The following is a 17,631-nucleotide window of genomic DNA, read 5'->3' as shown; positions in this document are numbered from 1 at the left end:
CATGCCGACACTTTTTGAAAGCCTGGGCTCCATTTCAGATAGCAGTACGTTTTCTGTTGACCTTGCAGGGCAAATCGGTAATTTGGCCTCTGTGGTCGATGTTGTTACAAATTTAATTAATAATCCACCCGACGGATTGGACGGATTGATGCAGCTTGTGGGCGAGCTTCCGCTACCCGACTTTGATCTGGGAGACGGGCTTACATCAGGATTCGGCGCAATTACAGCAGCATTACCTGAAGACCTGGGATCGGTTACCGGAGATATTACCGCCAGGCTTGGAGACATCGAGTCATCTGTCGGAAATGATATTTCCGACATTATTACGTCTTCTCTTAAAGCTGCCATGGCAATTTACCAATTGACCCAGCTTGACTGGAAATGCACGGTCCCTGGAGATTCAAATGCCGGGGGCACTGCAGATGATAGTTCCGGTGATGCACCCGGTGACGCACCTGTTGATACAGGAGATGGTGCTAGTGAACCCCATGAAAGTAACGTCAAATCTTCTTTTTCAAATGCGGGTGCAATGCTCGATCTGTTACCGCAGCCGGTTACCCTTAAATCCTCACTCATTGCCTTAAACGGTTTGATAGATAAGGTCAGCAAATTGCCGGTAACACTGCCGGTCATTGATGACCTTAGAGATCCTTTGGATGTACTGGTGAGATTTGAGGAAATGGATGCAGCAGGGGTTACCGCTAGTATTGAAGAGACCTTTACGGATCTGTCAGATTTTATCAGAGAGCATAATCCTAAGGTTTTTGATCCAATTACGACAGAAATGACGGCTGCTATAACAACACATCTTCCTTTAACGGATTTGACACGGGTTGCAGACGGTATTTCCAACGGGTTTGCCGATTTGAAGACAGCTATTGATGCTGAAAATTATGGTGAGACAACCGCTATTATAGCAGCCATTGATCCGATTCTCTCACAATTTCAGACGATAAAAGAGAATTTGCCTGAAAATTATGCTGAAACACTCAACAGCCTTGAAGATAAGATTGAGCATTTTGTTGATGATTTGCACGATCAGATGGATCATCTGGTATCGGTTCTTGGTGACAACAGCCTTTCAGATAGTCTGGGGCCCCTGCTTGATCAAATTAAATTAACGCCCGATCCCAGGTTAATGGTAAAGTTTGAATTTGTTTTAGATGATATCTTTAAATGGATTAATGATCTGGTTGATCAAATCGATTTGAAGGCAATACAGGATCCGCTTTCAACTGTGGCAGACGCGTTGAGGTCAGCGGTTGATGCACTTGATGATGCCATGGTAACTATGACCATGGCAATTGGGTCTGCATTTGGTGAAGTAGAATCTGCTATTGATTCTATTGATACCGAATCGCTGACCGACCAGGTACGCCAGACCCTGGCAGAATTTCGAGTTGAATTGACCTCACAGATGGAAAACCTGTTCGCACCCGTAAAGGATGTGATTAGTGGGTTGATTACGGAAATCAGCGGTCTTGTGGATGGCTTTGATCCTGATTCCGTCAGACAACCCCTGAATGATATTTTTGACAGTATCAGCGGGTTATTGAACGATCCGGCGGTCAGCAACGCATTGGATCAGATACAGACAACCTTATCCATAGTTGAGCAGCAAATCTCTTCCATCTCTTTTGCACCGGTAACCGATCAGGTCGTCGATGGCATTGAAGGGGTTACTGACGCACTTGCAAGTATAGATACTTCACAACTTGATACAATGATGGAGATGGCTCTTGATGCAGCGGTGGCGGTATTGCCTTCTGATTTGAATCCTGTTATCGATCCTCTGATTGATCAAATGGGGGAAATAATCGACGATGGTCCGGTTAAGTTTATTTCCCAGGTTGAGGATTTGCCCGGGCAACTTTTAGACAAAATAAGAGAATTTGACCCCTCTGCTATTATTGGAGACGCTTTATCCGAACCGTTTAACACTTTATTAGAACAATTGTCCATGTTTAAGCCCAGTGAGTTGGTTGGCGAACCCATGGAAGACCTTCTCGATGCCTTAAAAGAAAGACTGGAGCAATATGCCAACCCAGGTCAACTCATCGAACCCCTTGAACCTGTGTTTGATAATCTGAAAGAACTAATTTTCAGATTAAAGCCGGGTGATCTGGTGCAGCCCTTATCCGATCAGATAAATGAAATCATCAATAAGGTCATTGATGCAATGCCGGTTGATGAAATATTTGAGCAGATCGACAAAGTGCTTGAGATTATACAGGATGTTGTAGATACCGGTGATGTGATTAAAAATACATGTGAAAAGGCGCTGACTGTTGTAGATGCGTTTACGGATGTGGAAAGCCAGCTTAATTCATGGGCAGATGAGCTTGTTGATAAAATTGATTTTTCAGATGCTATGGCACTTACGACGCAGTTGTCAACTATTGCTTTATCCATTGAGCAGACACTTGCATCAGGTTTGACGGTTCAATTTAATACCCATATTCAACCTTCCATTGACAGCTTAACCGACTTTGCCCCTGATGTGAAAATGGCAGCCATGATCCAGGGGTTTCGGAGGTGTCAGGCTGCTGTCAACGCTATTCCCGGATCAATACCGGAAAAAGCCGCTTTGGTTGATTTGCTTGGCCGGGCCAATCTGCTGGAAGAAAATTTTATGATGCCGTTTCAGGCATTAACCCAATTAACACAAAAATTATCAGCGACTAAAACTGGTTTTCAAACGGAACTGATTAACTGGGATGCAACCTATCATGGGGCAGAATCTATTTTGGCTGATTACCAAATTTCAGGATTGTCCGCTGCTGAACTCAAGGAAAAAATCAGAGAAGTGTTAAGAACTCAACTGATTTTGCCGCTCTCATCCCTTTTTTCATACACTCAAATCGTGCGGGACGGGCTATCGCTGATCATCTCAAAGGTGAACCCCTTGGTCACCTCGCTCCAGGTCAAAATTACGGACCTATTATTAGGGCCTGACTCTCTTGGTGGCATGAAGACATCTATGGACGAGCTGGTTCAACGGTTAAGGGACATAAATTTTGACTTTATTTCAGATAGTCTCAATGAAATATTTGAACAGATCGAATCCAAGTTAGACGAGATCAGCCCGGCACAAATAAGGCAGATCGTAGAAACTGAATTCAGCAATTTATTAGATGCGTTGTCTGTCAATCTTCTTATCCCTGAAGAGGACATGAATAAACTTGACTCTGATTTTGATGATGTCATTAAAAAAGCGGAGGCGCTGAACCCCGATACTTTGGTGGTTCAACCCCTGCAGACAATTTATGATGACCAGATTGTACCGCTGCTCGATGTTTTTGATATCAGTGAAGTGATAAACGCGCTACTTACAAAAATAAGAAATCTGGATGATGAATTGAAAGAAGAAATGGAGACAGTCAACATAGCTTATTCGGCAATGCTTCAGGCTGTGCCATAATGATCAGGAGATAAAATGTCTTTAGCCAGTTTATTGTTGCAGCCCAAAAAGTTAGGTAAAGCAAAAACACAGGATCCCATGATGGGATTGGTGGAGGATCTGATGACCCTCGCTGTGAAACTTGCAATTGACCAAACAAAGGAAGGTGAAATCAGCAAGATCCTGGAAGCGGCATTTGTGGCGGGTGCAATTAGAATGGTGGAGGGATTCGGTGACAGCTTTCAACAGGCTAAAAATCGAATGCAGGTGTGGGTTCAACCGTTTAAAGAACAGTTCGAAGGCATGGGTGATAAGCTTGAGACCATGGATGATTTTTCACAAGTCATTGCCTGGCTTCTTGAAAACCTGAATCTGATTGCCGATGGTCTTGAAGACTTTTCTATTGAGGATTTACGGTTGCCGATCCAGGAAGTGATGGACATGATCGAGGAGGATCTGGGTATTGATTCTGTGTTTGTTGAGAACATGATCTGGGAATTGCTTGATGATATTGTGACCCGATTAAAAACATACCCGCCTGATATTTCCAGGGAAGACCGGCAAAACAGACATCAGATGATATCTGTTCTTCGGCGGCTGAAACGGCAGATGAAAAATTCTTTTAAATTTCCCATGCCCACTGCAGAGGATATTTCCGGTGCCCTGATGGCCTGGTTGAGAAAAATCGGGTTTGACAAAATCGCAAAAAAAGTCGCCTGTCATGGCGGCAATATGAACAGCGTCTTTGATTTAATGAAAAACTTACCCGAATTACCGGGCTTTGAAAATGTTTTTGGTTTCAACTCCGTGGGTGCCGCAGCCAATAGTGATTTAGAAAAAACATATGCATGGTATGCCAGCTGGGTAATGGGTGACCGTTACAGAAGTCGGGGATATTATTTCATACCATTCTGGCCAAAGGATGACATTTTTATTAATGAAACAAAAGACAAGTATATTCGGGAGAATTTTTGTCGATCCAAGAAAGAGTTCAACCTGACGGCCAGTGACGGTGACTGGAAAAAAATTCCCCATTTTGACCCAGACAGCGCAGGGAACCATGATCAGCCTTACTTTACTTTTGATGAGGATGACATGGACGCAGGTTCAAAGGCCACGAGGGACAGCATGGAAAAAGCGGCCCTTTATCTGGCCGGTATTGCTGAATATCTGGAAGGTGCAATGCATTTACTTTCCATTGAAGAAGGCGATGAGGTGTCCAATACCTTGCATGCTGTTGGCAATTTGGTGTTTGGCAGCTATATCCTGGGAGCAAAAAAACCACCCAACTCGGTTCTTCGATTCTGTTTATATCGGCTTTTATGCCCGATACTGGGATCCTTTCAGGGAATGCATACCAAGTCTTCAGCGGAAACAAGTTTTATATTATGGATAACTGTATTTCTTGGTAATATCGGAGAGGGGTTTATTTATGGGGGCACTGCAAGCGGTGTTAGAAATTTAGTCCTCTCAATGATGACATTACTCAATTACCATGAAAGACATTCAAATTATCAAAGTGATCCCTTTCCATCCGACAGGTATAATCCGGACGACCGTCCTGATAATCGGTTGGTGATAGACGGTGTTGCCGATCCGTTTATTTCCCTTGCCGGATGGTGCCTTGCGAAAGCCACACCAAGGGAACACTATGGACACCCGTTTGCCGGTGGTGGTGAAAGATGTGCCCAAATGTGGCTCTTGTGGGGGGTGCTTGCCGGTACCGGATTTGGGTTTCTGGGTGCACTTGTGGGAACCATAGTGGCTGAAATGCTGTCCTGGGAAGAGGACTTTCCGGTACTTGGATGGAAAATGCTGCAAGGCGCAGAAATGACATTTGTTATGTTCTGGGCCAGTCAGTTCACGACCAAGGAAGGCGACACAGATGAAGGCAAGTTCAATCCGAGGGGAGACGATTTTGCCGGATATCCATCTCCTGGTGAATCACCATACCGCCTCCCCTGGGCCGGTAGTCGCCCGGTTTATTGCCCCCAGGGAAATCAGGGCTATATCACACACAACGCATTTGCTACACCTGCACAAGTATATGCCTATGATTTTGCACTTGATCAGGATGTTGAAATTCTTTGTTCACGTGATGGTATTGTTGACGCTTATTACGATGACCATGACAATGGGTCTGATGGCAGCTGGAATTATATTAGAATTCGGCATGATACTGTTAACAATGATCATGATAAAGGTCCCGGCGGAGGGGTTGTAACCACATATGCAGTTTACGGTCATGGTAGAAAAGGGAGTGTGGAAGCTGCCTTCAATGACAGAGGCATTGCAAAAAACAATATTAAAAATAGCCCTGTAACCCAGGGACAGGTTATCATGCGATCCGGTGATACAGGAAACAGTGCATACAATCATCTTCACATGCATGTATTGCCGCAAACAACAGGTGGGGCAGTGGGCGACAACACCATCCCATTTGTCTTTAGGGATGCAAAACATCGGGATTTATACAATGTACTGAGCCAGGATGGTGTACCCAAAACAATGAATCATTATATTTCGGAAAATACGCGGACAGGATGAAGTTTAGTGAGTGTTGAGTGTTGCTGTCTCAACTCATAAACGCTTATTATAATTAAGATATCAGGAAATTATTAGCAGATGTTTAATTCCAACGCCACATCCGGTTTAAAACAACCGGTACATGAAATAGAAATCGGATCCGCATCGGCCGATGATTGGAAGGATTGTCTGATCCATGTGGATGTGGAAACGGGCCTGGGACCATTTGTTGACGTTGCTGTATTGACACTATCAGACAATGATACGGCACCCGCACCTGAGATTGGAGATGATGCAAGTATATCCCTGGGCTTTGCAGATGAACCGCTGCAATTGATTTTTTCAGGTGTTGTAGACGAAATTTTGCATACCCTTGTTGGCAGAAAAATAATTACACTGGTTAACAGCGGTTCTTTACTAAGCAGAACAAGGCTCAATCAAAGTTATGAGCAGCAGTCTGCCGGAGATATTGTGAGCGATTTGCTGTCTGGTGCAGGTGCGGATACCGGAACCATAGAAAGCGGGATAGCGTATCCTTTTGTTGTTGTTGATGATGCCCTGAATCTGTTTCAGCATATCAATGCATTTGCAAATACCTGTGGGTATTTAGCGTATGTGGATGAAACCAATGCACTTAATTTTGCCCCTTTTTCAGGTGAGCCCGCTGTGCAGACATTTACATATGGAAGCGATATCCTTTCATTTGAGAAAACCGTAAAAGATGCCACTGTTTATTGTGTTAAAGTGGTCGGTGACGGTGCTGCCGGAAGTGAAGGAGAGGATGCATGGCCCTGGCGGGTTAAAGATCTGGAGTCCATCAGTGCAACCTCAGGTGCGGGTGAAATTGAATTGCTGATGAATATACCCTCCCTCACAAGCCAGGACGCTTTGCAACAGGCTGCTGACAGCAAAATTGAAGCACTGCTTTCACTGCAGCAAACCGGCAGGATTTTGGTTCCGGGTGCGCCGCTTGTTTTGGTCGGTAAAACATTTGATTTGTCGGATATGCCTGATAGCAATGATGACGGAACTTATATGGCACGACATATTCAACATATTTTTTCAAAATATGAAGGGTATACAACCAAAATTCAGTTTAATAAGGTGCCGTGAAAATGAGTTTTTCAGCCGCAAATTTATACGATGTCATACAGAAAATAATTCAGTCTGAGTTAAAGCAGCTTCGTGTTTCTGAACTTGCCGTGGTTGAAGAACAGCACTCCCATGCGAGTGATTCGGATAAAGATAATTATTCTTGTACTGTCGCACTTCGCAATTCCGGAATTGTTTTGAAAAAAGTACCGGTTACCACAGCCAGGATCGGCAGTGTTAGTTTACCGAATATAGGAGACCTGGTATTGGTGCAGTTTGTAAATGGTAATATCAATGCCCCTGTGATCACCGGCTGTTTATACAATGAAGAACACAGACCGCCTGTCAATGGGGATGGGAAAACCGTCATGCATTTCCCACTGGGTGAAGATGATGATAATGCGGTGCATGTGGAATTCTCAGGACAGGACAATCGGGCGCTTGCCTTAAAACTTGGAAAGGGTTTGGAGATTAATATCAAAGATGATGACCCGGTGATCGACATCCAGGTAGATGGTGGTAAAGCCGCTATCACGATTGCAAGAGATGGTGAAATCAACATCCAAAGTGATGGTAATGTCACTTTAAAAGGCAATGAAGTGACTATAGAAGCACAAGGTACAATGAATTTAAAGGGGAAAACAATTAATCTCAATTAGTAAAGAGGTATGAGAAGTTGATTTTATAACGCACCACTCATTGAAATATCAGGGGGATGGAGATGGGACAACCGGCAGCAAAAGAAGGTGATCAGATAATGGCTACAGATACGCATATTATAAATATCCCCTCTCCCGGAGGCCCAATTCCAACGCCGTTACCACATCCGTTTATGGGAAAAATAGATGGGAATTTGTCCGGTGACGTGAATATCGATGGCAAGCCCGCAGCATTTGAAGGCAGCACGGCAACCAACACGCCGGCGCATATTCCCCAGGGGGGGCCTTTTCAAAGTCCGCCTAAAGATAAGGCAACCATTAAAAAAGGCAGTGGTACGGTGTTTATTAATGGCAATCCTGTTGTAAGAAACGGTGATATGGCCGAAACCTGTAATGATCCGGCAGACCTTCCCATTGGTACCGTTATTGCGGTAAGCACAGTGATGGTTGGGGGATAGTCGATAAAAAGGGTAAGAAACAATGAAAAAATCATTGTTAACAGATATTAAATTAGAACTGTCCCATAGTGAGTTAAGGCCGGTTTATACCGTTAAAACAGATAATTTTCGAAAACCGGAAACCATTGACTATCAGGTGGATATGGCGCTTGTATCTGATAAGGAGAACCTGGGACAGGCGATTATGATTCGGTTGCTGACGCCCAGGGGCGAGTTGGCATCATTGGGGCACCCGGATTACGGATCACGGCTTTATGAACTTGTCGGTGATAAAAACACTCAAACCAAGATAAGTTTGGCAAAATTATACATACTTGAAAGTCTGGCTTTTGAATCGAGGATTTCATCGGTCGATACGGTCAAGGTTACACCTGCAAAAGGTCACCGTGATTCAATTGATATTTTTATTCAGGTCAGATCCGTAGACGAATCGCAGATCGTTACGGTTGGCCCTTTTGTATTGGAGTTATAATATGAGTTTTAGAAGACGAATCTATCCTGAAGTCATTGAGAACATGTTGACCTTCATTACCGGTGGTGTTGATGCTGAAGGCCATCCTTTTCCCCAAACAGGTGCCGTTGCACCGGATTATTTCCATGCACTTGAAAAGCCGCCTGTGAAAAATATCGTGTCTGTTTACGGCACTCGTAACGGCAAACCCCATACCTTTAAAAAAGATGCAGATTTCAAGCTGGACGCTGATCAGCAAACGCTGAAATGGGAGGGCAGTGCTGAGCTACCTGACCTTGGGACTGTCTTTTATGTGAATTATATGACCCAGCAGTCAAGCGCTGAGATGAATGACATCAGTGTTGGCAGTGTCCTCAGAACCTTAACAGAGTCCGTTGGATTGGAAATATCAAGACTGTATGCTTCCTTAGAAGGGGTTTATAAAGCGGGCTTTATTGATACAGCCACAAAAAAATCACTTGATAATGTTGTGGCATTATTGGGTATCAAGCGGGTTGCAGCAGGCAGAAATACCTGTGAAATTGAATTAACGCGCGTATCCGGCACCCGGGGGAGTATTTATGTCCCATCCGGCACCCGGATTATGACAGAAGACGGAAAGGTGGAGTATGAAACCACCACACCTGTAACATTGCTTGATCGGCAGGATAGGATAAAGGTGTCTGCACGGGATATTGAAGAAAACCATGAAGAATTACCGGCAGATAGTTTGACGGTTCTGGCCAAACCCATTGCCGGAATCGAAAAGGTGAGAAATCCATCCCCCTCTAAAATGGCAGCAAAAGCAGAATCTGATGAGCAGCTCAGGATACGGGCAAAGAGCTTTTTACATGGCAGTGAACGTGCCACCCTGGGGGCATTGAAAGAAGCGGTTGCGCGTCAGGGGGTGCTTGCTGATATTGTGGAAAAAGAACCTGGGAAAGTTGAAGTCATTCCCCATGTTGAACAAATGTCACCTGAGATGTACCAGCAAATCGAAACCGCTATCGAAGATGTCAGGCCTGTCGGGGTTTGTGTTGAACTAAAAATCGATGAAATGACATCCCCCCAACGCGTAAATATCGCCATTCATATTTCAACAAAAGACGGGTTGCTTGAAACGGATATGCGGGCGGCACAGGAATCGGTCAAAGAGAAAATCAGTCATTACTTTTCACAACTTCCCATCCGAGAAGCGGGCAGCATTAATAAAATTGTGGGGATGGTTCTGGAAATTCCTGAAATTGAAGATGTTCAAATTGTCAGTGCGAGCTTGTCTGACGCATTGTCAAATACAGTGTCTGTTCTTGATTTTCCCACAGGAAAGCTTTTAATTGAAGGGGTACCAACGGTTTTGGGTGATCTTCAAATTGCAGATCCGAATTTGCCGTCCCGACTGGCCGTTACGATCCGGTTTCCCAATACAGAAACACCGCCCGACGAATCTGAAATTCACCATTCATTAAATACCATGGTCACCTATATCAATGATCAGAACCAAAAACGGTCGGAAGCTTTGTCAGGCATGGGAACCGGATCAACTGACGAGATCAGTCTATCTTTTGGTACCTTGTTGTATATTCTTCCCTTGGCGGTGACTGACAAGCCATTTGGGTCCTTGCAGGCATATGATGAAGCAGTAGAAGGCGGAGCCGCACCTGCATTCCCTGATGAGACAAGCATCGCACCCTATGTTGTGCAATTTGTTTTTACAATGGAAACGGGTTTGAGTCAGATTTGTGAAAGAATTTCTGATTCTGATTATGTGCTTACACCCTATGAACGGATAACACTTGCAGATGTTCAGATTCATATGGAGAACGGTTCATGATGAACTATGAGAAAATTATAGACAGACTCCCGTCTTTGTATCGGCCACAGCCTGAAGACACAGGTTTTTTGTCTTTTTACCTCCAATCCATCGGAAATGTGCTTGATCGCTTTGAATCCGATATGCAGCAGGTTTTGCTATCCCATTGGTTCCCTGTTGCAGACCGGGCAATTTACAACCCCTATTTCAAAGAAGATTGCAAACACAGAGGATTGTTACCCTATGACTTTAATAACCAGGACCTGAAACTATTGTTGAAGGGATTTGCCTATGTAACGGACCTGGCAAAAATAGGTTCTTTGCTGGCGTTATCTCCCTGGCGTGAACCCATATCATTAAAGGAGGGTGTTGAAGCTTACCGGGAGCGTTTGAGTAAATATGTGATGCTCTATCGCAGTGGGCTTGGGACGGTTGATGCCTTGCGAACCATCGTCACAGCAGAATTACCCGAAGATATCAGGCGATCTGAAATAGATCAGGAACGCCCGTTTAGAATAGAAGAAAAAGTGCCCTATGAAGTGAAATCCTATGCCGTTTCCACCAAAGGAGACCCGGCGGAGATACTGGGGCCGTTGATGAGATGGCAGATGCGTCAGAAGGGCATCGAAGCCACCACCCCGACTGTTTATATTCAGGGACAAACACCCATTCCCGATGATGTTGAACCAGCGGTCAATCCAATGATCGAATTGGTTAACCCCACGGATGATTTGATGGGTGAAGGTATTGCCTATGAAGGAAATCTTACGCCGGATCAAACCTTAAAGCTGAGTCCGGCATATGCTTGTTTTTTGGGTCATGAAACCGGACTGCTCTCTTTTACATCCATTCCAAAAAAAGATATTGTTGCAGATAGAGTAGCAGCCGGGCCCTGGTCTACTGTTGCCGATAGCCCTGATGCAAAGATAACATCCATCTGCCGGACACAGGATCATATGATATGGGCGGCAATCAATGTCACTCAACCCGATGACAGTATCAGTGGTACTATCTGGCAATACAACGGGCGTTTATGGCAACGCATTCTAACGGGTGAGACTGTTTCCAAAATCAATACGCTTGCAGAAGATGGAAAATATCTTTGGGTGGGAACCGATACCGGCCTGGCGATGATTAACTTATATCCTGAACCTGCAAATACATATGAAGCCGTATCAGCCGCAGCCGAACTTGATGGTATAGCCGTTTATGCTATCCTTAAAGCCGGGCATCATCAACTGCTGATCGGAACGGAAAATGGCACAGCGCGTGTCGGTATGGGCAGCATTTCAGCAGACAGTCTGGGGGCTTCTGATCTGGCAGGGATGGCCGTATTTGCGATTCATCAGGATACATCCGGCGTTTTTTATTACGGGACAAATTTGGGGTTGTTTCAATATCAGACAGGTTTAGGCCACTGGTATTTTTATTGCGGTGAATCCCAGGCAGATAATATTCCGGATTGGAACAGGTTCACTCCAGGCGTGTTACCCAATGAGGCAAATGTTTTTTTACCATCCGTTAAAAGCATCTGCCGCGGGCCGGATAAAACTTTGTGGATAGGCACTGAAAAGGGATTTGCCCGGTATCTTGCCAGGCCCGCCGATGACACTGCCTATGAAAGTATTGCCGCGCCGGTTGGGTATGTGGCGTATACAACCGTTTTGGAAGCCTACCCTGATTTTGTAGACAGTGAGGTTTATAGCATTGAAAGGGATCATGCCGGTCAAATCTGGTTTTGTACCGGTCGGGGACTGTTTCGTTTTGACGGTCAGGAGATGAATCAATACGATCATGTGCAACAGGAGTGGATTCGTTTGGGTAAAGCCCAAAAAAGAGTGAGTGATGAGGTGGGTATCTTAAGGGGCAGCTGGCGCTATGCCCGTTATATACGAGACGAGACCGATACCCTTGTTTTAACAAATCAATGGCAGTATTTTGATACAATATCCGGTTGGATAAATTATGCCGCGGATTTCAACAGTTTAAATCAGGAACACGTTTTTGATGTACTTTGGTCAAATGCGGTAATGGCGGAGCTGGGAACCTATGATGGCAGCGGTTTTACGGCAAGTCAAATTGTGGATAATTCATTGCTCAGAACCCGCATTAAACCCAGACGTGATTTGATTCATGATGGCGGCATTGCGTCGATCCCGGAGTTACCCGCAGGAACTTCAAGCTGGCGATATCTTTCAATGGAACCCCCGGGAATGGTTGAAGCATCTGAGCGGCCTTCCTGGACACAGGAAGGCCGGTTGTTGTTACCCCTGGAAAATTTAGCCAAAAATGCATCCCCATTTCCTGGAAGATATAATGTTGACGAACCCGTAAAACCAGAAGGCTTTGATTTTGAAGATGTATTCGCCTATCTGCCAGCTGCAAAAGTATGGTTTGAATGGCAACCGGTTCAACTCTTTACAGCTATTGTAAGACTATTGAAACGATCACAGGAAGATGACATTGATCCTGCCATTATTGACCGGGTATGGCAAGGTATTCAACGGGTACGCCCCGCAGGCTTAAAGGTGATGCTGGCCGTGGAACAGTCTATCGTACGAGGAGGATAGTATGGCAATAGGAGAAGAAATTACATACCTGGAAACCCAGGAAAACAAAGGCCCGGGTTACCTGATTAAGGCACAGGACTGGAATAAATTTGTTCATGCCGTCATTGTAATTGGTGAAACCCTGGTTACCCATCAGGCAAAAACCGAGCAACAATTTGAAGCGCTGAATACCCGTGTGGAAAATTTGCAGAATAATTTTGAAACTCACCGGGATAAAGTAACTGCTGAACTTGTTGAACTCCGCAGTTTGATTCAGGGCCTTGATGGCCGATGTGAGGTGCTTGAAACCAAGGTTGATCCGTTAAATCAGTTCTACAAAGTGACCATGGAAACAAAAACCATCAATAATTACTTTGCCATGGGGCAGGCTGCTGAAATTACGGCAACGGTAACAGATCTTCATGGAAATCCTTTGGAATTACCGACCAATCAGATGCCTTGGGTAGACTTTGTTTCCACATGGGGCAGATTAAAACCTGTTGCCGGTTTTAAAAGCAGAGGAGGGGTGGCAGACAGAAGTATCTCGGTTCAGGCCAACGGGAGTGGTGTTGCAATGGTTTATCTTCGGGTAGAACATAGTGATGAACTCAGTGAAGCAGAAGAAAATGGTGTGGAAGCAGCGCTTCAGGCACCTGTGGGAGATACCGGACTATCCATCGCCAGTACGATCCTTTCTAAAAATGTTACCCCGGGCAATGCAAATGTAAAGAGTGCTTTCAGCTTGATTCAAAATGAATATGAGCGAAGTGACTGGGGGGCGATGCAGTCGTTTGCAGATACCTATTATATGCGGATTCCCAAACGTAGTATTAATATACATAATCCAAATACGATCAGTACCTGGAAAGATTACAGATCCATCGTCACTGCATTTGCCAAAGCAGACGCTGATCCCAGAACACCGGATCAGAGTCGGGGCAGCAGTTCAATTCAGGTCAGCTTCAGGGATTGGATTACACCCTGGATTTGTGATTACCTCCAAACGTTTGAAACGCTGGTGCCGCAATATCTCAATACGTTTGTGTCCGGTATTAAAAAAACCTCCTTTGAAACCTCTATGAATCGTTTACAAACGGAAGTTAATAATTCTGTAAGGGAAGCACCTGTGATCGGAAAACAAAGACATTATTCTGCCATGCAGCGTTCATTAAGCCAGGTAAAAAGTCAAATGTCTGAACCGCCGGAATTTATGGATCGTCTTTCCCAGTCGTTAAATAGCGGTATCAGTATGCAGAAAAATCTTGATATTAGCTGGCACCCTCCTTGTGGAAAAGCGGTGGTTGATGTTCAGGAGCCTGCATTTGAAGCCATAACACAGACGAATACATTTGTTGCATTGGCACAGGATCTGATTATTCAGGTGAAAGAAAGTGTTAAAACCATGGATACCCGGGTCACCGGAATGAATGATTCTGTATCATTGCTCAATACACGGATGGCATCGACTGAATCCACCGGACAGATGATTCGTACAAGCCTGAGCAGTATTGAAGATAAAGTTCTAGATATTGATGTCACAAAACCTGCTGAAATTAAAAGTAAAATGAACGAGATTCAAGCCAGTATCGGCGGTATAATGACAGAAATATTAAAAACACCACCGGGTTAGGAATCGGGTTAGGAATAGAGATTTAATATGACGGATATCAGAATACAACCTGAACAAGTAGGGGCAGAAATTCGTTTCAGGATAATCGATTTTTTCAATAATGTAAAAACAGCACAGGAAATTTCGATTGCCACTGAAATACCCGATGAAGTTGATATTGGTATGAAGCTCTCCCAGCGAATACTGGATGAAAGGGAGGCGCTGGGAGGTTCCTTTACCAGTTTGAACCAAATTGCAGGCGTACGACTCATCGGACCGGAACGGTTTACTGAAATTATACTTGGGCTTACAAATTATTTTAATAATTTTCCCAATACCGTCGCCATAAATATTCAACCAATGTTCGAAGAAGTGCTGCGGCTTAAAAAAGAGCTTGAGAATATGGGGGGTATAGCCGGCGGCCCTCAATATGTAATCAGCTTAGAGCCGATACTCTTGAATCCCTTCGAAGGTCAAACAATTCAAATATCAGCAAGAGTGACCGATCGACTGACACATACACCGGCGGTCAATAAATCGCTTACCTTGAGCACCTCCTGGGGAGAACTTGAACATTGTATTGGTTTTTCAATAAACAAAGGCAAGGTGATCCGTGTACGAACAGATACAGATGGATTCGCAAGATTTAAGTTGTTACCCAAACTCAATGATCAGTTGAAGGGACGCCAGCAGGATGTTCTTGAATCTGCTCTTTCTTTCCTGACACCTGATGCACCGAATCCAAAATCAACATCCGGTGGTTTTTTAAAAATTGTCAGCCAATATCAGATGGAGCGCAATACCAATTTAAGAATTGCCGTTGATCGGTACTATTTGGACAAGGAACACCAGATATCACCGGACAACGATTATTTAAGTGCCTGGGTTTACTCTAATGCGCTGATTGTTGCCTATTTAACGGATATGCCGGGTCAGGAAAACACAGGCGTTCCTGTAAAAACCATCGGCATTCTGATGTTAAAAATGAAAGACTGGGTAGGTGCATGGTTTCAGACCTATATGGAGAAACTTGCCAATGAAAATCCAGTGGATGACATAATTGTATCAATGAAGGCCCTTGGTGGAAGTGGTAGCCAACTCTCAGGACGTATTTTGGGTTTTACCGAGAATTATATGGCAGGTCAACGAGGTGTTGTTGGCACAATGCTGGGGAAAAAAAATGTTAACGACGCCATTACAGATTTTCTTGGAACCGGTATGGATGATCTTGATCTCGAAATAAAATTAGATCTTTTCCCTGCTCTAACGACAGCAACCAGAAATATCCGCGATAGTAGTATTGGTTTAAAAAGTATTAAGATGACACAAACGGTCAGTGTGGCACAGCCTGTGAAATTTTATCGGGCGAACGATAAATTAATTACGCGTGTGGAATAGTGTTTTTTAAGAAATAAAAAAATGAAAGAAACCCAATAAGATGCAAATCAGCAATGTTTCATTAACAAAAGGCGGCGCTCAAATATCACCACTTGTCCACTGGACAATCGATACTGCCACAGGGGAAATACCCGTTATCTTTTATCGAAAGGTATTTCATATCCGGTTGCCAATGGATGCGTCTTCAAAGGGGATTTCGATAAATAGCCCCTCTACAACAATTGCCGGATCATTTTCTTCTTATGATTATAATATAGTAAATCCATCGGCTGCACAATTTTTGGATAAGGGTGATAAGGTTTTGGTGTCACTGAATACAGCACCCAAAGAGGTAAAACGCATCCATGTCAGCAAGGCAGGTGTAACAACGGTAAGTTGTCATCGGGTGGATGTGAATAAGGTTGTGGATGAGCCTACAATGACGCATTCAAACAACGCGACTATCAGCAGCTTTATTGATACACGTTTTGCGGTTGGCGTGAACAATGATATTGATATTTCTTTCGACGATATTTCAGAGCTTATTGTTCGAAGCCATCCGACAGGTCTTCGGTTTGGGGTAGTGATACCACCGGGAGTTTTAACCGATAGTGTTCCGGATGTTTTTTTCTGGCAGTCACCGGGTGAACATAAGACGGACATTGAATTTTTAATTGAGAAAGAATTTAATGAAGCATTGCAGCAAAAACTGGACGCATATTTCAAGTCTGAAGATTATGACCCTGCTGCAGCTTATATTGATATTGCATTAGTTGCCGAATCGGATACCCCCTGCAAATTAAATCTAACAACGCTTTCCATCGATTATAATGTTGTGTTTTTTCCTAAGCTTATGGGTTTGAATCTAAAGACTGGCCTTTTGGAAATAGTGGATAAGCTTGTTTTAAGATATCCGGAAAAAAATATTGAAACAAAAGGGATTGCGTTTGATGTTCCGGCATCTGCAACATCTGTTATCTTAAAATTGGATGCCAGCTTTTCTGAAAATGCGGCACCTATACCTGAAGAAGGGTTACCAAAAACCTATCAACATATTAAAACCGGATTTCTTGTTGAAAGCGACACATGGATTGCCCAACGAATAGATGTTGCAGATCCCCAGGTGATAAAGGGCTTCATGCTTGCATTGATGCCTGTGGGAGATAAGATTGAAATAATCTGCGAACTTCAAACAGATTACCGAAACAAACCCTCCGGTGAATCTGTTTTTTTTGTTACAAAAGCGTTGTCCTCGGCGAAAAAACAGCAACCTGTTCAGTTTATCCCTCAAAATCCGGTTGCGCTTCAACCCCAATCCTATTGGTTAATGATTAAAACCACAGAAAAAAGCGCTGTCTGGTTGGCACAACCGGTAAGCAAACCGGCAATGCTGATGCAACAAAAGAAACCACAAAATATCTGGACTGAGATAGAACTTAAAACCACTATTGAGGCCATTTTTATAGTGATAGGAAATAACCCGGCATCAACGGCACTCCCCTACAAAATCAGCATTAATGATGTTTCATCACAGATTACGCCAGACGTTCAGGGCTTCTGTGATTTATCCCTTGATATTCAAAACTATATTCAATCTCAAAATCCAGCCCAATCGGTTCGTATCCCTGTCGATTTTACTGCTGCTGGTCCTGGTTTCATCACTATCTATTCACCTGAGATAAAATAGTTGGCGTAACTCT

Annotated in this window: 11 protein-coding genes; all 11 read left to right on the top strand. The window is 44.0% G+C overall.

All coding sequences use genetic code 11. The annotated features are described in order from the left end of the window. Position 1: 1 nt before the first annotated feature. On the top strand, positions 2 to 3,421 hold the full coding sequence (locus ACZ45G_RS23120) for a hypothetical protein (RefSeq protein ID WP_464172871.1): 3,420 nt from the start codon (positions 2 to 4) through the stop codon (positions 3,419 to 3,421). Between the two features lie 15 nt (positions 3,422 to 3,436). Then, entirely contained in the window at positions 3,437 to 5,947 is a 2,511-nt protein-coding gene (locus tag ACZ45G_RS23115; protein ID WP_464172870.1) for a M23 family metallopeptidase, read from the top strand. Between the two features lie 78 nt (positions 5,948 to 6,025). Next, positions 6,026 to 7,039 carry a phage late control D family protein gene (locus ACZ45G_RS23110; RefSeq protein WP_464172869.1) on the top strand — a complete coding sequence of 338 codons (1,014 nt, stop codon included), beginning with the start codon at positions 6,026 to 6,028 and terminating at the stop codon, positions 7,037 to 7,039. Positions 7,040 to 7,041: 2 nt separating this feature from the next. Further along, positions 7,042 to 7,677: a phage baseplate assembly protein V gene (locus tag ACZ45G_RS23105; RefSeq protein WP_464172868.1), complete on the top strand. Its 636-nt coding sequence runs from the start codon at positions 7,042 to 7,044 to the stop codon at positions 7,675 to 7,677. A 62-nt stretch (positions 7,678 to 7,739) separates the two neighbouring features. Beyond that, on the top strand, positions 7,740 to 8,135 hold the full coding sequence (locus tag ACZ45G_RS23100; RefSeq protein WP_464172867.1) for a PAAR domain-containing protein: 396 nt from the start codon (positions 7,740 to 7,742) through the stop codon (positions 8,133 to 8,135). Between the two features lie 22 nt (positions 8,136 to 8,157). Beyond that, positions 8,158 to 8,607 (top strand): contractile injection system sheath initiator, encoded by a 450-nt coding sequence (locus ACZ45G_RS23095; protein ID WP_464172866.1) that lies wholly within the window; start codon positions 8,158 to 8,160, stop codon positions 8,605 to 8,607. A 1-nt stretch (position 8,608) separates the two neighbouring features. Continuing rightward, positions 8,609 to 10,417 (top strand): baseplate J/gp47 family protein, encoded by a 1,809-nt coding sequence (locus ACZ45G_RS23090; RefSeq protein ID WP_464172865.1) that lies wholly within the window; start codon positions 8,609 to 8,611, stop codon positions 10,415 to 10,417. Then, positions 10,414 to 12,966 carry a hypothetical protein gene (locus ACZ45G_RS23085; RefSeq protein WP_464172864.1) on the top strand — a complete coding sequence of 851 codons (2,553 nt, stop codon included), beginning with the start codon at positions 10,414 to 10,416 and terminating at the stop codon, positions 12,964 to 12,966. Before ACZ45G_RS23090 ends, ACZ45G_RS23085 begins: the two co-directional genes overlap by 4 nt. A gap of 1 nt (position 12,967) precedes the next feature. Beyond that, on the top strand, positions 12,968 to 14,575 hold the full coding sequence (locus ACZ45G_RS23080) for a hypothetical protein (protein WP_464172863.1): 1,608 nt from the start codon (positions 12,968 to 12,970) through the stop codon (positions 14,573 to 14,575). Positions 14,576 to 14,602: 27 nt separating this feature from the next. After that, positions 14,603 to 15,952, top strand: a complete 1,350-nt coding sequence (locus ACZ45G_RS23075) for a ComEA family DNA-binding protein (protein ID WP_464172862.1) — start codon at positions 14,603 to 14,605, stop codon at positions 15,950 to 15,952. 40 nt (positions 15,953 to 15,992) lie between these two features. Next, positions 15,993 to 17,618, top strand: a complete 1,626-nt coding sequence (locus tag ACZ45G_RS23070) for a hypothetical protein (RefSeq protein ID WP_464172861.1) — start codon at positions 15,993 to 15,995, stop codon at positions 17,616 to 17,618. Positions 17,619 to 17,631 lie beyond the last annotated feature (13 nt).

The sequence above is a fragment of the Desulfoconvexum algidum genome, assembly GCF_055382125.1.
The sequence above is the reverse complement of the archived record's forward strand: the minus strand, read 5'-3'. Positions and strand labels throughout refer to the sequence as shown.